We start from the raw sequence: 16634 nt of genomic DNA on the forward strand, positions 1-16634 counted from the left end.
GTGACTTCTACCAGGACAGCCCGTCGCGGAGCGCCGCTCGGGTGGGCAGCAGGACTCTCCCTCACCGCTGTGGGCGCAACCCTCGCCTACGCCGCGACCGTCGAGCGCACGCTCTACCAGGTGCGGGAAGAGACCCTTCCGATCCTCCCGGCGGGCTCCGCGCCCCTGCGGATGCTCCATCTCTCTGACATCCACATGGTGCCGAACCAGAAGTCCAAGGCGGACTGGCTGTACGGGCTCGCTCAGCTGAAGCCCGATCTGGTGGTCAACACGGGCGACAATCTCAGCCACCCGAAGGCCGTTGGGCCCCTGCTCGAGGCCCTGGAACCACTCCTGCAGTTCCCGGGCGTGTTCGTTCCCGGATCCAACGACTACTACGCACCCGTGTTCAGGAATCCGCTCCGGTACTTCGCAGGTCCGTCGATCTCCCTGAAGGAGCCGACGCCGAAGGAGCTGCCCTGGACCGACCTGTTCAGCGCGTTCGGCGCCGCCGGCTGGGTGGATCTGACCAACCGTTCGCAATCGGTCGTCTTCGGGAACATGCGGATCGACTTCACGGGTGTCGACGACCCCCATATCGACCGCGATCAGTACGCGGGGTATCCCGCCGGCAGCAGCACCTCGGAGCAGGCACCGCACGTGCGCGTCGCAGTGACGCACGCTCCCTACCAGCGGGTCCTCGACTACTTCACCGACGACGGAGCAGAACTCATCCTCGCGGGTCACACGCATGGCGGGCAGGTACGCATTCCGGGGTACGGAGCACTTGTGAGCAACAGTGATCTTCCCACCTGGCGAGCCCGCGGGCTGACCCGGTGGGAGCACGCCGGGCGCACCGCACCGCTCAACGTCTCCGCCGGGATCGGTACCTCACGCTTCGCCCCGATCCGTTTCGCGTGCAGACCCGAAGCCGTGCTCCTGACCCTGGTGCCCCGCCCTCTCCCCTGACCCACCGACAGCAGTCCCACGGACTGCGATCGACGTCGCCCGCCCGTTCCCCACGACCCTTGCCAGGGACACCACTCACCATCAATCACTGAGAAGACAGCATGTCGAACCAGATCACCCTGCGCGAATCGTTCGGACGGCTCTACCCGCACGTCAGGCCCATCGTGCCCCGGCTGGTGCTGGGGCTGCTCTGCGCACTGGGTGCGAGCGTCATGGCACTGGCCATTCCCCAGGTACTCCGCGTCCTCATCAACGACGTCCTCGCCGAGGGCGGTAGCGCGACCACGGTCTGGGTGGCCTCCGGCGTCGTCCTGCTCCTGGGCGTGCTCGAGGCGACGTTCGTCGCGCTCCGGCGCCAGTTCGTGATCGCCCCGGCGACGACGGTCGAGACGAGGATGCGCACGTCCTTCTACCGACATCTGCAGGAGCTCACGGTCGAGTTCCACGATCGCTGGGGCAGCGGACAGCTGCTCTCCCGGGCCATGAGCGATCTCAATCTGATGCGCCGCTGGATGGCCTTCGGGCTGATCATGCTGGTGGTGACCTCCCTGACCGTGGTGATGGGCGTGACCATCATGTTCTTCACCAGCTGGCCGCTGGCCCTGATCTTCGTGGCCGCCGCCGTGCCGCTGATGATCTACGGGTACCGCTTCCGCACCTCCTACAGCCGCGTCTCGCGCATGAGCCAGGACCAGGCCGGCGATCTCGCGACGACTGTCGAGGAGTCCGTCCACGGCATTCGCGTCCTGAAGGCCTTCGGGCGCAGCCAGGAAGCACTCGAGGACTTCGAGGAGCAGGCCGAGGAGCTTCGTCGGACCGAGATCTTCAAGGCGAGATCCCTCGCCAACTTCTCCATGATCGTGACGCTGCTGCCCGAGCTCGCCCTCGGTGCCTCCCTCGTGGTCGGCATCTGGCTCGCCGCCGACGGCAGCGCCACCATCGGCGCCCTCGTGGCCTTCTTCGCGACCGCGGCAGCGGTTGCGGGCCCCGTCGAGTTCATCGGACCGCTGCTCGCCATGACCTTCACCGCCAAGACGGCCATCGACCGGCACTACGAGGTGATGGACGCCGAGATCACCATCACCGACGCCCCGGAACCGACACACCTCGCACAGCCCAGGGGCGACGTCGTGTTCGACGACGTCCACTTCCGCTTCCCGGATGCACAGGAGGATTCCGCCGACATTCTCGACGGCATCGATCTGCATCTCCGAGCCGGGGAGACCATGGCGCTGGTCGGCGTGACCGGCAACGGCAAGAGCACCCTCCTGCAGCTCGTTCCGCGCCTGTACGACGTGACGGGCGGCAGCATCACCATCGACGGCGTGGACCTGCGCCGGTTCAGCCTCGCCGAGCTGCGCTCCCTCGTCTCCGTAGCCTTCGAGGACACCACCCTGTTCTCGAACTCGGTGCGGGAGAACGTTCTCATGGGCTCGGACGCCACCGGCGCGGAGGCCGACCGCGTTCTCGCAGAGGCATTGGAGGTGGCCCAGGCGCAGTTCGTCCACACACTGCCCGAGGGTGTGGAGTCGCTCATCGGCGAGGAGGGCCTGAGTCTGTCCGGAGGGCAGCGGCAACGCATCGCCCTGGCACGCGCGATCGCGGCCCGCCCTGCGGTCCTGGTGCTCGACGATCCACTGTCCGCTCTCGACGTCGCCACCGAGGAACGCGTGGAGGAAGGACTCCGGGCCGTTCTCGGTGCCACCACCACACTCATCGTGGCGCACAGGCCCTCCACCGTCGCCCTGGCAGATCGGGTGGCGCTGCTGCAGGATGGCCGCATCACCGATGTGGGAACCCATCACGAGCTCCTCGCCCGCAGCGACCACTACCGGTACGTGATCGCCAGTCTGGACGACGAGGAAACGGCCCAGCTCGCACGCTCCGAGAAGGCCGAGTACGACGAGGGGGCACTGGCATGAGCACCGCCGCGCACCAGGGTACGACCCCGCCCGGCAAGGGCGGAAGGCGGACCGGGGATCAGGACCAGCGCCCGGACGAGGGCCGGGCTGCACAGGGCTCCACCGGCGTCCGCAACGAGGACGACGTCGTCCTGGACCGGTCGCAGAGCAGAGCGGTCCGGTCCAGGTCGTTCAGGCTGCTGGGCTCGCTGATCAGGCCGAATCGCAGGCAGTTCATCTGGACCGTCCTGCTGGTCGTCATCTCCCAGGCCGCCCGCGTGGCGGGTCCGGCGATCATCGCGTTCGGGATCGACAACGCCCTGCCCTCGCTGATCGCCGGCGACTCCCTGCTGCTCTGGGTGGCAGGCGGCACCTATCTGCTGGCCGCGGTCCTCGCGGGTGTCCTCACCGCCGGGTACCTGCGCGCCACGGCCCGGCTCAGCCAGGCCATGCTCCTGGACCTGCGCCTGCGCGTGTTCCGGCACACCCAGCGATTGAGCCTGGAGTTCCACGAGAAGTACACCTCCGGCAGGATCATCTCCCGGCAGACCTCCGATCTCGAGGCGCTGCGGGAACTGCTCGACTCCGGTGTGAGCTCCCTGGCCTCGGGCGCCATCTTCATGGTCTTCACCGCGGTCACGATCTTCGCCCTGGACTGGCGCACCGGCTTCCTGATCCTGGCAGCGGCGGTCCCCATGTTCTTCCTCGCCCGGTGGTATCAGCGGCACTCCCAGCTCGCCTACCGTGCGTCACGGGTGGTGTCCGCGAAGCTGATCGTCCACTTCATCGAGACCATGACCGGCATCCGCGCCGTCAAGGCGTTCCGCCGCGAGGCCGTCAATGCCCGGCGCTACGACGAACTGGCCGAGGACTACCGCAGGGTCACCGTGCGGTCCATCAACCTCAACGGGATCTTCCAGCCCGGGCTGGTGCTGATCGGCAACGTGACCGTCGCCGTCGTGCTCGTCTTCGGCGGCTTCCGGGTGCTCGGCGGCTCGCTGGAGGTGGGAGCCCTGCTCGCGCTGCTGCTCTACAGCAAGCGTTTTTTCCAGCCGGTGGACCAGATGGCCATGTTCTACAACTCGTTCCAGTCGGCAGCTGCGGCACTCGAGAAGGTCTCCGGGCTCCTCGAGGAGGTGCCCACCGTCCGGCCGCCGCAGAATCCGGTCTCGCTGCCCGAGCCTCGGGGCGCCATCGATTTCCACGACGTCCAGTTCAGGTACGGGGACGGGCCGGTGGTGCTGCCCACCATGAACCTGTCCATCCGTGCAGGTGAGACGGTGGCCCTCGTGGGTCAGACGGGTGCCGGTAAATCGACGCTCGCCAAGCTGATCGCGCGGTTCTACGACGTCTCGGACGGCAGCCTCACGCTCGACGGCGTGGACCTGCGCGAACTCGCGCCGGACGATCTGCGGCGTGCCGTGGTCATGGTCACCCAGGAGGCCTTCCTCTTCAGCGGAACGGTGGCCGAGAACATCGCCCTCGGCAAACCGGAGGCGAGCCGCGAGGAGATCGTCGCAGCCGCACGGTCGGTGGGCGCCGAGGAGTTCATCCTCGACCTCCCCGAGGGCTTCGACACCGACGTCAACAAGCGCGGCGGCAGGGTCTCGGCGGGCCAGCGGCAGCTCATCAGCTTCGCCCGGGCGTTCCTCGCGGATCCTGCCGTACTGATCCTCGACGAGGCGACGTCGTCCCTCGACATCCCGAGCGAGCGGCTCGTGCAGGAGGGCCTGCAGAAGCTGCTCGGCAGCCGGACGGCGCTCATCATCGCGCACCGGCTCTCCACCGTCGCCATCGCCGACCGCGTGCTCGTGGTGCAGGACGGCCGGGTGGTGGAGGACGGCACGCCGAACGACCTCATCGGCGGTTCGGGGCGCTTTGCCACGCTCCATGCGGCGTGGAAGGACTCGCTGGTCTGAGAGGTGCCACGGGTCGCGGCCGGTTTTCCTCGCCGCTGATCCTCGGCTAGGCTTGGACGGTTGCCGTAGGAAGTGATTCTTCGGCGACATCGGGGTGTGGCGCAGCTTGGTAGCGCGCGTTGTTCGGGACGACGAGGTCGCAGGTTCAAATCCTGTCACCCCGACACTCATGATTTCTCAGGAGATCGAACGACACCCGGGCCTGCAGTGTGCAGGTCCGGGTGTCTTTCTTGTTCACCGTCGGTGGGCGCGGGTGGTGTCGATGCTCAGGTCTCGTCCGTCGACGGCATGGTCGCCTGGTTCTTCAGCCTCGCAAGAGCGAGTGCGTAGACCTCGTCGTCAGCTCGCCTGCCGATCACCCAGATCACCCACACGGTGCCGTCGTCCTCGACCCGATAGACGATCCGATAGTCACGGTCGCCCACGACGAGTTTCCGCAGGCCCGTCAGGTTGCCCGTCTTCCTGCTGCCGAGCGGCTGCCCTCGACTTTCAGGCTGGTCCTCCAGCTTGAGCAGGGTCTTCAGAACAATCTTGCGCGCACTGCCGTCCAGGCCCAGGAGATCCTCTCGTGCATCGTCGGTGAGTTGGACAGATGCCATGGACTAGTCGTCGCGGAGTTCGTCCAGGTCGAGACCCAGCTCGCCGGCGACGTCCTCGAGGCTATGGCGGTCTCCCTTGTCGGTCATGATCCGCACGAGTGCAGTCGTCACCAGTTTCAGGTCCTCCTCGATGTCGTCGATGCGTGCCAGCCGTTCCGCCGATGCCATGTCGATGAGTGCTGCTGTCGGTTTGTTGTTCAGGATCACGTGAAGGGGGATCAACAGCCGCCACGAACAGGCACGTCAGACGAAGGGGCGCCCCGTGAGCCGCTCGTACGCCTCGACGTAGCGTGCGCGGGTACGCTCCAGGACGTCGTCGGGCAGTGGGGGCGGCTCGGAGGTGCGGTCCCAGCCCGAGGCGTCCGAGGTCAGCCAGTCGCGCACGAACTGCTTGTCGAACGAGGGCTGGGCCTGCCCCGGCGCGTACAGCGCGGCGTCCCAGAAGCGGGAGGAATCCGGCGTCAGGACCTCGTCCCCCAGCGTGATCAGACCGGTGACGGGGTCCAGGCCGAACTCCACCTTCGTGTCCGCGAGGATGATCCCGCGCTCACGCGCGATGGCCTCGGCGCGGGTGTAGAGCTCGAGCGTGAGCGCGCGCAACTGGGCAGCGGCGTCGTCGCCCACCATGGTCACCACGGCGTCGTAGGTGATGTTCTCGTCGTGCTCGCCCACCTCGGCCTTGGCCGACGGCGTGAACAGCACCGGGTACAGCGGTGAGCCGTCCACCAGACCATCCGGCAGCGGCAGCGAGCACAGCGTTCCGGACGCCCGGTACTCGACCAGGCCGCTGCCCGTGAGATAGCCACGCGCGATGCACTCGATCGGATACATGGCGAGTCTGCGGCAGATCATGGCCCTGCCCTCGACGGCGGCGGGCACCCCACCGACGACGTCGGCGGCGATCACGTGGTTGGGAATGCCGCCGAGCCGCTCGAACCACCACAGGCTGAGCTGCGTGAGCACGCGCCCCTTGTCGGGGATCTCCGTGGCCAGCACGTGGTCGTAGGCGCTGATGCGATCGCTGGCGACCACGAGGACGACGTCGTCGCGCCCGTCGAGCGGTTCGTACAGATCACGGACCTTGCCGGAGTAGACGTGCCGCCAGCCCGGCAGCTGCGCATGATCGGGCGCGAAGGCCGTCACGGCGTCATCCCGTAGGGTCCTGCGGCGAGCGCGGCTCCGATCTCACTGCGGGAGGCTTTCAGGGCGATGTCCGTGCGGAACTGCGCGCCCTCCAGCTCCACGTGGGACAGACTCCCGTAGGCCGTGGCGCGCGCGTCCTCGAGGGTGTCCCCCAGCCCGACGACGGTGAGCACCCGGCCCCCGGTGCTGACCATCCGCCCGTCGCGCAGCCCGGTACCGGCGTGCAGAACATGGGCGCCCTCGACGGCGCCTGCCTTCTTCAGCCCTCGGATACGGCGCCCGGTAACCGGGGCCTCCGGGTAGTTCTCGGAGGCGAGCACCACCGCGACGGCGGTCTTCGACGACCAGTTCAACGGTTCCAGTGTGTCCAGGGTCCCCCTGGCCGCCGCGAGCAGTACACCGCCGAGAGGAGTGGCCAGCCGGGCGAGCACGGCCTGTGTCTCCGGATCGCCGAAGCGGACGTTGAACTCGATGACGCGCATGCCGCGGGACGTCAGGGCGAGTCCGATGTAGAGGACGCCGACGAAGGGCGTGCCCCGATGGGCCATCTCGTCGATCACCGGCTGGGCCACCCGGGTGATGACGTCGTCGACGAGGCCGGCCGGCACCCAGTCGAGCGGCGAGTAGGCCCCCATGCCGCCGGTGTTGGGGCCTTCGTCGCCGTCGCGGATGCGTTTGAAGTCCTGGGCGGGTGCCAGCGGGACCACGGTGCGCCCGTCGGAGAGGACGAACAGGGAGACCTCCGGTCCGTCGAGGTACTCCTCGATGACCACGGCGCCCCCGGCACGGAAACAGGTATCGGCGTGGGCGCAGGCGTCCTCCAGATCATCGGTGACCACTACGCCCTTGCCCGCGGCGAGGCCGTCGTCCTTCACCACGTAGGGGCCTCCGAACGTGCTCAGCGCCTCGGCCGCCTCCTCCCCGGTGGTGGCCACCCGGGCCATGGCGGTGGGGACGTCGGCGGCGGCCATGATCTGCTTGGCGAAGGCCTTGGACTCCTCGAGCTGTGCTGCGGCCCGGGTGGGGCCGAACACGGGGATCTGAGCCTCGAGCAGGGCGTCGGCGACCCCTGCGACGAGCGGGGCTTCCGGTCCGATCACCACCAGCTGCACGCCGAGCCGACGGGCGAGATCCGCGACGGTCTCCGGGTTGCCGGCGTCGACGTCGTGCGTGGTGACGTCCTGCGCAATTCCCGCATTGCCGGGGGCCGCGTGCACCTCCGCGACGAACGGATCGGCCAGCAGCGCACGGACGATGGCGTGTTCGCGGCCTCCGGGGCCCACCACGAGAATCTTCACAGTAGGACAGCGTACTGGAGGGCACCGGGTCCTCCCAGAGCCCGGGCACCTGGTACGGATGGCCCCCACCACCCATACTGTTGCCGCCGCCCTCCGAATACCCGGCATGACACCTTCCACCCGGGAACACCGCGGCAGCACCGTCCTGGCCGCGCTCGCCGGCATCATCGCCGCGGGCCTGGTGCTCGGTGTCGCCGAGTTCGTCGGCGCCTTCTTCCGCGCCGGCGCCACTCCGATGATCGCGCTGGGTTCCACCTTCATCGACCTCACCCCGTCCTGGCTGAAGGACTTCGCGATCGAGACCTTCGGGACCGACGACAAGCTCGCGCTGCTGGTAGGCATGGGCGTGACGATCGCGATCCTCGCCGCAGTCCTCGGCGTCGTGGCGTACCGGAAGTGGGTGCTGGGCGCCGCCGGGGTGCTCCTCATGGGTGCGATCATGATCGCCGCCGTCCTGAGCCGCGCCGGAGCATCGTTGCCGGACATCGTCCCCACCGTGATCGGCACGGCGGCGGGACTACTCGCACTCCGCTTGCTGATCGCCCGCCTGCACCGTGCCGACGTCGCGCCGATCACAGCGGGCGCGTCCGCCAGCGGGAGCAGCGCCGCCGGCAGCGGCGCAGTATCCGACGACGCCGCGTCCGGTTCTGTGCTGTCGAACGGCGCAGCATCCGATAGCGGAGAATCCGATAGCCCGATACGTGCCGCCGAGCATCGGCGTACCGGATCCACGATGTCCAAGGCGACGGCCGGAGCCACTACGCGGCGGGGCTTCTTCGCTGCGGCGGGCGTGACCGCCGTCGTCGCGGCTGCCACGGCCGGTGGAGGTCGCCTCCTCGCCGGAGCGCGCAGCAATCTCGCCGCCGCCCGTGACAGCCTGCGGTTCCCGGCACCGGCCAGTCCGGCGTCACCACTTCCCGACGGCGTGCAGTCCCCCGTGGACGGCGTCGCCTCCTTCATCACCCCGAACGAGGACTTCTATCGGATCGACACGGCGCTGCGCGTACCCCAGCTCAGCGCCGAGGACTGGGTGCTGCGCGTGCACGGGATGGTCGAGGAGGAGTTCGAGCTCTCGTTACAGGATCTGCTCGACGCCGACCTGATCGAACGCCGCATCACCCTGACCTGCGTCTCCAATCCCGTGGGCGGCAGCCTCGTGGGCACCGCGAAGTGGCTCGGCTATCCCCTCCGGGAGGTCCTGGCCCGCGCCAGGCCCCTCGCCGGCGCCGACATGGTCCTGTCCACGAGCTCCGACGGCTTCAGCGCCTCCACTCCCCTGCCCGTGCTGCAGGACGACCGCGACGCAATCCTGGCGGTTGCGATGAACGACGAACCGCTACCGGCCGAACACGGATTCCCCGTGCGCATGGTGGTCCCCGGTCTCTACGGCTACGTGTCCGCCACGAAGTGGGTGGTGGACCTGGAGGTGACCCGTTTCGCCGACGCGAGGGCGTACTGGAGCGATCGGGGCTGGTCCGAGCGCGGTCCCATCAAGACCATGACGCGCATCGACGTACCGAAGCCCTTCGCATCGGTCGCCGCCGGGACCGTGATGATCGGCGGTGTGGCGTGGTCCCAGCAGCGGGGTATCACCGGGGTCGAGGTGTCGGTGGACGACGGCGCGTGGGAGGAGGCCACCCTCGCCGCGGAGGCCTCGGTGGACACCTGGCGGCAGTGGTCGCACGCTCTCACGCTCGACGCCGGGCTCCACACGGTCAGCGCCCGCGCCACGGACGCCGTCGACGGTCTCCAGACCGAGGAGCGCGCCGAGACCGTACCCGACGGCGCGTCGGGCTGGCAGCGGCTGCAGTTCACCGTGGAGTGAGCCGCAGGAGCCCGTCACGAGACCTGGAGCACGAGCTTCCACCTGATCTGCGCCCACCGGATGCCCGTTCTCTCCGGTGGGCGCAGCTGTGCCGGAGAGTTGAGGTGAGCGCTGAGCGGACGGCTCCGGCGACGCCGACGGACAGGAGCCATGGTGAATACTGGACGCATGCCCTCCACCTTCACCACGGCGGACGCCGTGGACCTCGCCGTCCTGGAACGCAACGGCTTCGCCGAGTCCCGCCACATCGGCTCTGCCGTGGTCCTGGCCTCCGACGGTTCCGTGGTCACCGAGCTCGGGGACATCCGCAGCCCCGTCTTCGCACGCTCCACCCTCAAGCCGTTCCAGGCCCTGGCCAGCATGAGGGCCGGCGTACCGCTGCGCGGACCGCAGGTGGCACTCGCCGCCGCGAGCCACGTGGCCAGCGATGACCATATGGACGTGGTGCGGACCATGCTCGACGCCGCCTCCGTCACCGAGGAGCACCTGCAGTGCCCCGCGGACTGGCCCCAGGACGAGGCGGCACGCACCGAGCTCGTGCGCGCCGGCAAGGGCAGGCAGCGCATCGCGTTCAACTGCTCCGGCAAACATGCGGCGTTCCTGTGGGCCTGCACGGAGAACGACTGGGACACCGCCACCTACCTCGAGCCGAGCCACCCGCTCCAGCGTGCCGTGGCCGAGGTCGTCGAGGAGTACACGGAGGAGTCCGTGGCGGCGTGGGGCGTGGACGGCTGCGGCGCTCCCGTGGCCGCGGTGTCGCTGACCGGTCTCGCCCGGGGCATCGGGAAGATGGCGAAGGCGCCGTCGGACAAGCACGCGGACGCCCGCGCGGCGACGATCACCACCGCCATGCTCGACTACCCGTGGGCCGTCCACGGCCGCGGCATGGAGAACTCCGTGGTCATGGAGGAGCTCGGGATCCTGGCCAAGAGCGGAGCGGAGGGCGTGCTGGTCCTCGGAGCGCCGAACGGCGCCGCCCTGGCCCTGAAGGTCCTCGACGGCAACTCCCGCGCCGCGACGCTCGTCGGCCTGACCCTCTTCGCCGCCGCGGGAGCGATCGACGCCGACGCCGTGGGAGCGGTCCTGCAGCGGGTCGTCCCGCCGGTGCTCGGCGGTGGCGAGCCCGTGGGCAGTCTCCGCCTCGCCGGCCCGATCATGGCACTGCTCGACTAGGAACGGCAGGACCCATGGCACGACGACGCATCAGCGCCGAAGACGGCCGGACGGCACTGGAGAAGGTCGCTGCCGGTTCGGCGGGACGCTCCGAGCTCGCAACAGCCGTGCGGTTCACCCTGGAGGAGCTGACCGAACTCGCGCCGGGCAACAGCGTGGAGGTGCGGGTGCCGCCCTTCGGTGTCACCCAGTGCGTTGAAGGACCGCGCCACACGCGGGGAACACCGCCGAACGTCGTCGAGACGGATGCCACGACCTGGCTGGCGCTGGTCACCGGCACCCTGGGCTGGGCCGATGCAGTGGCTGCGGGGCGGATCTTCGCCTCGGGCCAGCGCGCTGATCTCAGTGGATGGCTGCCGTTCCTCCCGGACCGGATGTGAGCACTGCTGCAGCAACCGGCGCGCCCCGGTCCTTTGCCAAGCGGGTGCGCCAGGCGGTGCGAGGCCAGCCGATCGCCGCGTGGCTGACCGGCCTGGCGGCCGCCGTCCTCTACACCGTGTTCTCACTCACGCAGTGGTACGGGCTCGCCTCGCCGTCCTGGGATCTCGGGATCTTCACGCAGCTCGCGAAGGCCTATGCCGGGTTCGGGGCGCCGATCGTCCCGATCAAGGGCGAGGACTTCAATCTGCTCGGCGACCACTTCCACCCGCTGCTCGTCCTGCTGGGGCCGGTGTATGCGCTCGCGCCGTCGGGACTGACGCTCCTGATCGTGCAGGATCTCCTGTTCGCCCTGTCGGTGGTCGTCGTGGCGAGGACCGGGATGAGACTGCTGGGCGCTGTCCCGGGAATCGGCGTCGGCATCGTCTACGCGCTGTCCTGGGGACTGCAGTCAGCGGTCGCCGCGCAGTTCCACGAGATCGCCCTCGCCGTCCCGCTCCTGGCCCTGAGTCTCGAGGCCGTCCTGCTGCGGCGCGTCGGTGCCGCTGCCTTCTGGGGTGGACTGCTCGTGTTCGTCAAGGAGGATCTGGGACTCACGGTGATCGTGCTCGGGCTCGTGATCGCCTGGCGTCTGCGTTCCGTCGCCGGGCTGTGGCTCGCCGCCTGGGGCGCGCTCTGGCTGATCCTGTCGGTCCTGCTCATCCTGCCTGCGCTGAACACCGCCGGGCAGTACGACTACTCGGATCGCATCGACATCGGCGCGATGCTCGCGGATCCCGCTTCCGCCGTCGTCGAGCTGGTGTCCGGGGCCGCCAAGTACGAAACCCTCCTGCTGCTCCTGCTCGCCGGAGGCGTCCTGTTCCTGCGCTCCTCGCTGGGCCTGGTCCTGCTGCCCACGCTCGTGTGGAGATTCGCCGCGGGCGAGGAGAACTACTGGGGTCCGGAATGGCACTACAGCGCCGTGCTCATGCCCGTCCTCTTCCTGGCCCTGGTGGACGGCGTGCACACCCTCAGGGCGAGCTCCCGCCCGACGGTCCGCACCGCCGCTACGCTCGGCGTTCCCCTGGCCGTCGCGGCGGGCCTGGTCCTGCTGCCGGCGCAGCAGTTCGCAGTCCTCGCGGAACCGGAGACCTACACCCGGTCCGAGCGCTGGGATGCAGCGCACCGCATGATGGATCTCATCGAGGAAGGTGCCTCGGTGGAGAGCGGGGTGGTGCTGATGGCGTATCTCGTTCCCGAGGCCCGCGTGTACTGGCTCGGTAACACCAATCCGACCCCTGACTACGTGATCGTCGACGCGGACGACTGGAGCTGGGGTCCAACCAGGCCGGACGACGCCGAGGCGCATGCGGAGCAGCGGTACCCGGGGACGGACTACACGCTGATCTTCGACGAGGCGGGCTACCAGCTCGTCCGGGCAGAACGCTGAATCCCGGTAGCCTTCAAGCATGACCTCCGAGCAGCCTCCGCCGATCGACCCCGCCGAGCAGCCGGAGCCCCCTGCTGCCGAGACCGCGGACACGTATGGTGCGGTCCCGGCGGACGGTCGGCCCGGTCCTGCGGAGCTCGATCCGGCCTCCGGAGCGGGGTCGGCGGAGCCTGAGGGGACGACGCATGCAGCAAACACGACGGATTCGGCTGGATCCGCAACGCCCGCCTATCGTGAGGTGACCGTCAGGCGGGCCCCGAAGATCGTGCCGTTCATGGCGCTCGGTGCCGTCGCAGGCTTCCTCGCGGCCCTGGTGGTCGCCTACACGGGACCGGCGGATCCCACCGTCACACGCGAATCGGTCCTCGGCTTCTTCACCGTCGCATTCGCCGTGCCGGGTCTGCTCCTCGCTGCCCTGCTGGTGCTCGTGATCGACCGGCGCAGTATCCGCAGAGCCGAGCGGGCGCGCGCCGAGCGGACGTTCGACGACGACTGACCGGTGTCCGGAACCCTCCCCGGCCAGGATGGGCGGGCGTTCTCCCGACGCGGCACCGCAGGCGGACGAAAGGGGACGGTGTCGATCCCTGAACCGACGACGAGTGAACCCCGTGACGTCACTCGCCTGGCCGAGATGTGGTGCCCGTCTGCGAGGCCCGCCGGGTCCGCAGTACCGAGGACGAGGTCCTCGCGCAGGTCGGTTCGCACCTGAGCGCGTGTTCCCCGCTGCCGAACGGGTCCCAGTGTCGTAGGCTTTCGGCCCACGACACTGGGTAGAGGCGGCGGGCATGCGAGAATGGCCTCATGGTGCGCGGCGACGGACGGCTATCCCACGATCTTCTCCCCGGCGAGAAAAAACCGCAGGACGCCTGCGGCGTCTTCGGGGTCTGGGCGCCCGGTGAAGAGGTGGCCAAGCTCGCCTACTACGGCCTCTACGCCCTGCAGCACCGGGGCCAGGAATCGGCGGGGATCGCCACGAGCGACGGCGAGCGCATCCGCGTGTACAAGGACATGGGCCTGGTCTCCCAGGTCTTCGACGAGCCGACCCTGAACACCCTCACCGGGCATATCGCCGTCGGGCACTGCCGGTACTCCACCACCGGCTCCTCCCTCTGGGCCAACGCGCAGCCCACCCTCGGCGCCACAGCGACCGGCACGGTAGCCCTTGCGCACAACGGCAATCTCACCAACTCCGCGGAGCTCTACGAACTCGTGCTCTCCCGCGACGGGAAGCCCCGCGCCGGGGAACTGGCGCAGGGCAACACCACCGACACCGCCCTCGTGACGGCACTGCTGGGTGGACACGACAGGCGCTCGCTCGAGCAGACGGCCATGGAACTCCTGCCCCACATCAGTGGCGCGTTCTGCTTCGTGTTCATGGACGAGGGCACCCTGTACGCGGCGCGGGATCCCCATGGCGTGCGCCCGCTCGTCCTCGGGCGCCTGCAGCGCGGCTGGGTGGTCGCCTCCGAGCAGGCAGCGCTTGCGACGGTGGGCGCGAGCTTCATCCGCGAGGTCGAGCCCGGAGAACTCATCGCCATCGACGAGGACGGCGTCCGCAGCAGCCGCTTCGCGCCGGCGACGCGCGCCGGCTGCGTGTTCGAGTACGTGTACCTGGCCAGGCCCGATGCCACGATCGCCGGCCGGTCGGTGTACGAGGCACGCGTGGAGATGGGGCGGCAGCTGGCTCGTGAGAACTCAGCGGTCGGGGACATCGTGATCCCGGTGCCCGAGTCGGGCACGCCTGCTGCGGTCGGCTTCGCCGAGGAGTCGGGCATTCCCTTCGCCCACGGCTTCGTCAAGAACGCCTACGTGGGCCGCACCTTCATCCAGCCCAGCGAGACCCTCCGGCAGCTCGGTATCCGCCTGAAGCTCAACCCGCTCGAGACGGTGATCCGCGGCAAGCGCGTCATCGTCGTGGACGACTCGATCGTCCGCGGCAACACCCAGCGCGCGGTCGTGCGGATGCTGCGCGAGGCCGGCGCAGCCGAGGTCCACGTGAAGATCTCCTCCCCTCCCGTCCGCTGGCCCTGTTTCTACGGCATCGACTTCGCCTCGAGGGCGGAACTGATCGCCAACAGCGCCGCCCTGGAGGAGATCACCGCGTCCATCCAGGCCGACAGCCTCGCGTACATCTCCGAGGACGGCATGATCGGCGCCACCCGGCAGCCGCGCGAGCGTCTGTGTACCGCGTGCTTCACGGGCGCTTACCCCATCGCGCTGCCGATCGAGGATCGCCTGGGCAAGAATCTGCTGGAGCGCCTGAATCCCGCCGACCAGCCCGGCGCCACGGGGGGCGACCCGGGTCCGGGCTCCGAGCTCGAGGGCCTGCTGACCGACGACGACAGGAAAGAGCGGGTATGAGCTCGTCCGATCCCATCACCTACGCAGGCGCAGGGGTGGACGTCGAAGCCGGTGACCGCGCCGTCGAACTCATGAAGGACGCGGTCCGCGCCACGCACGGCAGGGACGTGCTCGGCGGCGTCGGCGGATTCGCCGGTCTCTTCGACGCCTCACGACTGCTCCGCTACACCCGCCCCCTGCTCGCGACGTCGACGGACGGCGTGGGCACGAAGGTGGCGATCGCACAGGCACTCGACATCCACGACACCATCGGCTTCGATCTCGTGGGCATGGTGGTCGACGACATCGTGGTGGTCGGCGCGGAACCGCTCTTCATGACCGACTACATCGCGTGCGGGAAAGTGGTCCCCGAGCGTATCGCTGCCATCGTCCGCGGGATCGCTGCCGGTTGTTCCGCCGCCGGGACGGCGCTGGTGGGCGGCGAGACGGCGGAGCACCCCGGCCTGCTCGGGGCGGACGAGTACGACGTCGCCGGTGCGGCCACGGGTGTGGTGGAGGCCGCGCACGTCCTCGGGCCGGAGCGTGTCCGCCAGGGGGACGTGGTGATCGGCATGGCGTCCTCCGGTCTGCACTCCAACGGCTACTCCCTCGTCCGGCGTGTGATGAGCCGGGCCGGCTGGTCCCTGGAACGCGACGTGCCCGAACTCGGGCGCACGCTCGGGGAGGAACTCCTGGAACCCACGCGTATCTACGCCGCGCACTGCCTCGCGCTGGCCCGCGACGACGCGGCGCAGGTCCACGGCTTCAGCCACGTCACGGGGGGAGGTCTGGCCGCGAATCTGGCGCGCGTGCTGCCGCGTGGTCTCGAAGCCACCGTGGACCGGGCCACCTGGGCGCTGCCGCCCATCTTCTCCCTCGTTTCCGACCTCGGCAGCGTGCCGCTCCCGGATCTCGAGCGCACCCTCAACCTCGGTGTGGGAATGGTGGCGATCGTCGGGGCCACAGGCGCTGACGTCGCCGTCGCCCACCTCAACGATGGGGGCGTACCCGCCTGGGTCATGGGCAGCGTCGGGGCTCCTGCCGGGTCCACGGAGGGTCCCGACTACGTCCAGGGCGCCAAGGGCGTGGACGGCGGATCGGTCCGGCTGCTCGGGGCCTACGCCTCCTAACCCGATGCGTCGCGGTAGGAGTCGCCGTTCCGGTGGGCACTCGGTACCGGATCCCGGCCCTGAGGGCTCCGAGGCGGACCCGAGAGCTGCTGGGGCGAAGGAGCTTCGGCGCAAGCAACACGAAAAGGCGCATGGTCCCCGGAGGGACGATGCGCCTTGTCCGCTCAGCCGGTGTGCGGTGCTCAGCCGGTGCGGCGGGAGGTGCTCCCGTCGCCGTCGTCGTCGTCCGCATACTTGTCCGCGTACGACGAATAGTCCGGCTCCACCGGCTCCAGCGGTTCGGGACGCCGGGCAGCAGCGCGACTTTCCTGATCCGTGAGCTCTCGCTGCAAAGCGGAGTAGTCCGTGGCCGGGCTGAAGTACTTCATGTCCCGGGCCTGCTTGGTTGCTTTTGCCTTTTGACGGCCGCGCCCCATGGCGTGACCCCCTTTGTGCGTCGATCCGGAGGTGGTCACTGGGGCACGAGGCCCAAGGCTGCAGCGAGGCCCCGGAGTATTTGGTCAAATTGTCGTACGTCTAGGTTACATGCTTTCAGTGGCCCCCGATTGCCG

Annotated in this window: 17 protein-coding genes and 1 tRNA gene; 12 read left to right on the plus strand and 6 right to left on the minus strand. The window is 69.2% G+C overall.

Translation table 11 applies throughout. The features are described from left to right. The 4 genes from E8P82_RS00505 to E8P82_RS00520 all read left to right on the plus strand — a co-directional run bounded on the left by E8P82_RS00505 (position 1) and on the right by E8P82_RS00520 (position 4932). Positions 1 to 948 carry a metallophosphoesterase gene (locus tag E8P82_RS00505; protein ID WP_246020862.1) on the plus strand — a complete coding sequence of 316 codons (948 nt, stop codon included), beginning with the start codon at positions 1 to 3 and terminating at the stop codon, positions 946 to 948. Between the two features lie 101 nt (positions 949 to 1049). After that, positions 1050 to 2870, plus strand: a complete 1821-nt coding sequence (locus tag E8P82_RS00510) for an ABC transporter ATP-binding protein (protein ID WP_136452535.1) — start codon at positions 1050 to 1052, stop codon at positions 2868 to 2870. Further along, on the plus strand, positions 2867 to 4768 hold the full coding sequence (locus E8P82_RS00515) for an ABC transporter ATP-binding protein (RefSeq protein WP_136452536.1): 1902 nt from the start codon (positions 2867 to 2869) through the stop codon (positions 4766 to 4768). Before E8P82_RS00510 ends, E8P82_RS00515 begins: the two co-directional genes overlap by 4 nt. Before the next feature lie 90 nt (positions 4769 to 4858). Beyond that, positions 4859 to 4932, plus strand: a tRNA-Pro gene (locus E8P82_RS00520). A gap of 102 nt (positions 4933 to 5034) precedes the next feature. Here E8P82_RS00520 and E8P82_RS00525 read toward each other — a convergent pair. From E8P82_RS00525 to purD, 4 genes are read right to left on the minus strand one after another with little or no spacing between them, the layout of a single operon-like run. Next, on the minus strand, positions 5035 to 5367 hold the full coding sequence (locus E8P82_RS00525; protein ID WP_136452537.1) for a type II toxin-antitoxin system RelE family toxin: 333 nt from the start codon (positions 5365 to 5367) through the stop codon (positions 5035 to 5037). A 3-nt stretch (positions 5368 to 5370) separates the two neighbouring features. Next, entirely contained in the window at positions 5371 to 5589 is a 219-nt protein-coding gene (locus E8P82_RS00530; protein WP_136452538.1) for a hypothetical protein, read from the minus strand. A 21-nt stretch (positions 5590 to 5610) separates the two neighbouring features. Then, positions 5611 to 6510, minus strand: a complete 900-nt coding sequence (locus tag E8P82_RS00535) for a phosphoribosylaminoimidazolesuccinocarboxamide synthase (protein WP_136452539.1) — start codon at positions 6508 to 6510, stop codon at positions 5611 to 5613. After that, positions 6507 to 7808, minus strand: coding sequence for a phosphoribosylamine--glycine ligase (gene purD / locus E8P82_RS00540; RefSeq protein WP_136452540.1), 1302 nt, complete (start codon positions 7806 to 7808; stop codon positions 6507 to 6509). The genes E8P82_RS00535 and purD overlap by 4 nt, the downstream gene beginning before the upstream one ends. 106 nt (positions 7809 to 7914) lie before the next feature. Between purD and E8P82_RS00545 the strand changes: the two genes are divergently transcribed. Next, positions 7915 to 9633: a molybdopterin-dependent oxidoreductase gene (locus E8P82_RS00545; protein ID WP_136452541.1), complete on the plus strand. Its 1719-nt coding sequence runs from the start codon at positions 7915 to 7917 to the stop codon at positions 9631 to 9633. 14 nt (positions 9634 to 9647) lie between these two features. Here the strand turns inward: E8P82_RS00545 and E8P82_RS14945 are convergent, their stop codons facing one another. Then, the gene (locus E8P82_RS14945) at positions 9648 to 9803 is read right to left on the minus strand and encodes a hypothetical protein (RefSeq protein WP_168796453.1); all 156 of its coding nucleotides are present in this window, start codon (positions 9801 to 9803) and stop codon (positions 9648 to 9650) included. On the opposite strand from E8P82_RS14945, the gene E8P82_RS00550 reads away from it, so the two are divergent. The 7 genes from E8P82_RS00550 (at position 9802) to purM (ending at position 16083) form a co-directional block, all read left to right on the plus strand. Beyond that, positions 9802 to 10806 (plus strand): asparaginase, encoded by a 1005-nt coding sequence (locus E8P82_RS00550; RefSeq protein WP_136452542.1) that lies wholly within the window; start codon positions 9802 to 9804, stop codon positions 10804 to 10806. The two genes, E8P82_RS14945 and E8P82_RS00550, sit on opposite strands and share 2 nt — an antisense overlap. Positions 10807 to 10820: 14 nt before the next feature. Beyond that, a complete protein-coding gene (locus E8P82_RS00555) occupies positions 10821 to 11186 on the plus strand; it encodes a sterol carrier family protein (protein ID WP_136452543.1) in 366 nt (121 codons plus the stop codon). Next, positions 11183 to 12613, plus strand: a complete 1431-nt coding sequence (locus E8P82_RS00560) for a DUF2079 domain-containing protein (RefSeq protein WP_168796454.1) — start codon at positions 11183 to 11185, stop codon at positions 12611 to 12613. The genes E8P82_RS00555 and E8P82_RS00560 overlap by 4 nt, the downstream gene beginning before the upstream one ends. 19 nt (positions 12614 to 12632) lie before the next feature. Beyond that, positions 12633 to 13109 carry a hypothetical protein gene (locus tag E8P82_RS15235; RefSeq protein WP_246020863.1) on the plus strand — a complete coding sequence of 159 codons (477 nt, stop codon included), beginning with the start codon at positions 12633 to 12635 and terminating at the stop codon, positions 13107 to 13109. Between the two features lie 140 nt (positions 13110 to 13249). Then, complete coding sequence (locus E8P82_RS15460; RefSeq protein ID WP_211096764.1) at positions 13250 to 13387, plus strand: hypothetical protein; 138 nt, start codon at positions 13250 to 13252, stop codon at positions 13385 to 13387. 27 nt (positions 13388 to 13414) lie between these two features. Next, on the plus strand, positions 13415 to 14974 hold the full coding sequence (purF, locus tag E8P82_RS00575) for an amidophosphoribosyltransferase (RefSeq protein WP_136452546.1): 1560 nt from the start codon (positions 13415 to 13417) through the stop codon (positions 14972 to 14974). Next, positions 14971 to 16083: a phosphoribosylformylglycinamidine cyclo-ligase gene (gene purM, locus E8P82_RS00580; RefSeq protein WP_136452547.1), complete on the plus strand. Its 1113-nt coding sequence runs from the start codon at positions 14971 to 14973 to the stop codon at positions 16081 to 16083. Before purF ends, purM begins: the two co-directional genes overlap by 4 nt. A gap of 182 nt (positions 16084 to 16265) precedes the next feature. Here the strand turns inward: purM and E8P82_RS00585 are convergent, their stop codons facing one another. After that, positions 16266 to 16499: a DUF3073 domain-containing protein gene (locus E8P82_RS00585; protein ID WP_136452548.1), complete on the minus strand. Its 234-nt coding sequence runs from the start codon at positions 16497 to 16499 to the stop codon at positions 16266 to 16268. Positions 16500 to 16634 lie beyond the last annotated feature (135 nt).

The organism is Arthrobacter echini (assembly GCF_004803505.1).
Lineage (GTDB): Bacteria > Actinomycetota > Actinomycetes > Actinomycetales > Micrococcaceae > Arthrobacter_D > Arthrobacter_D echini.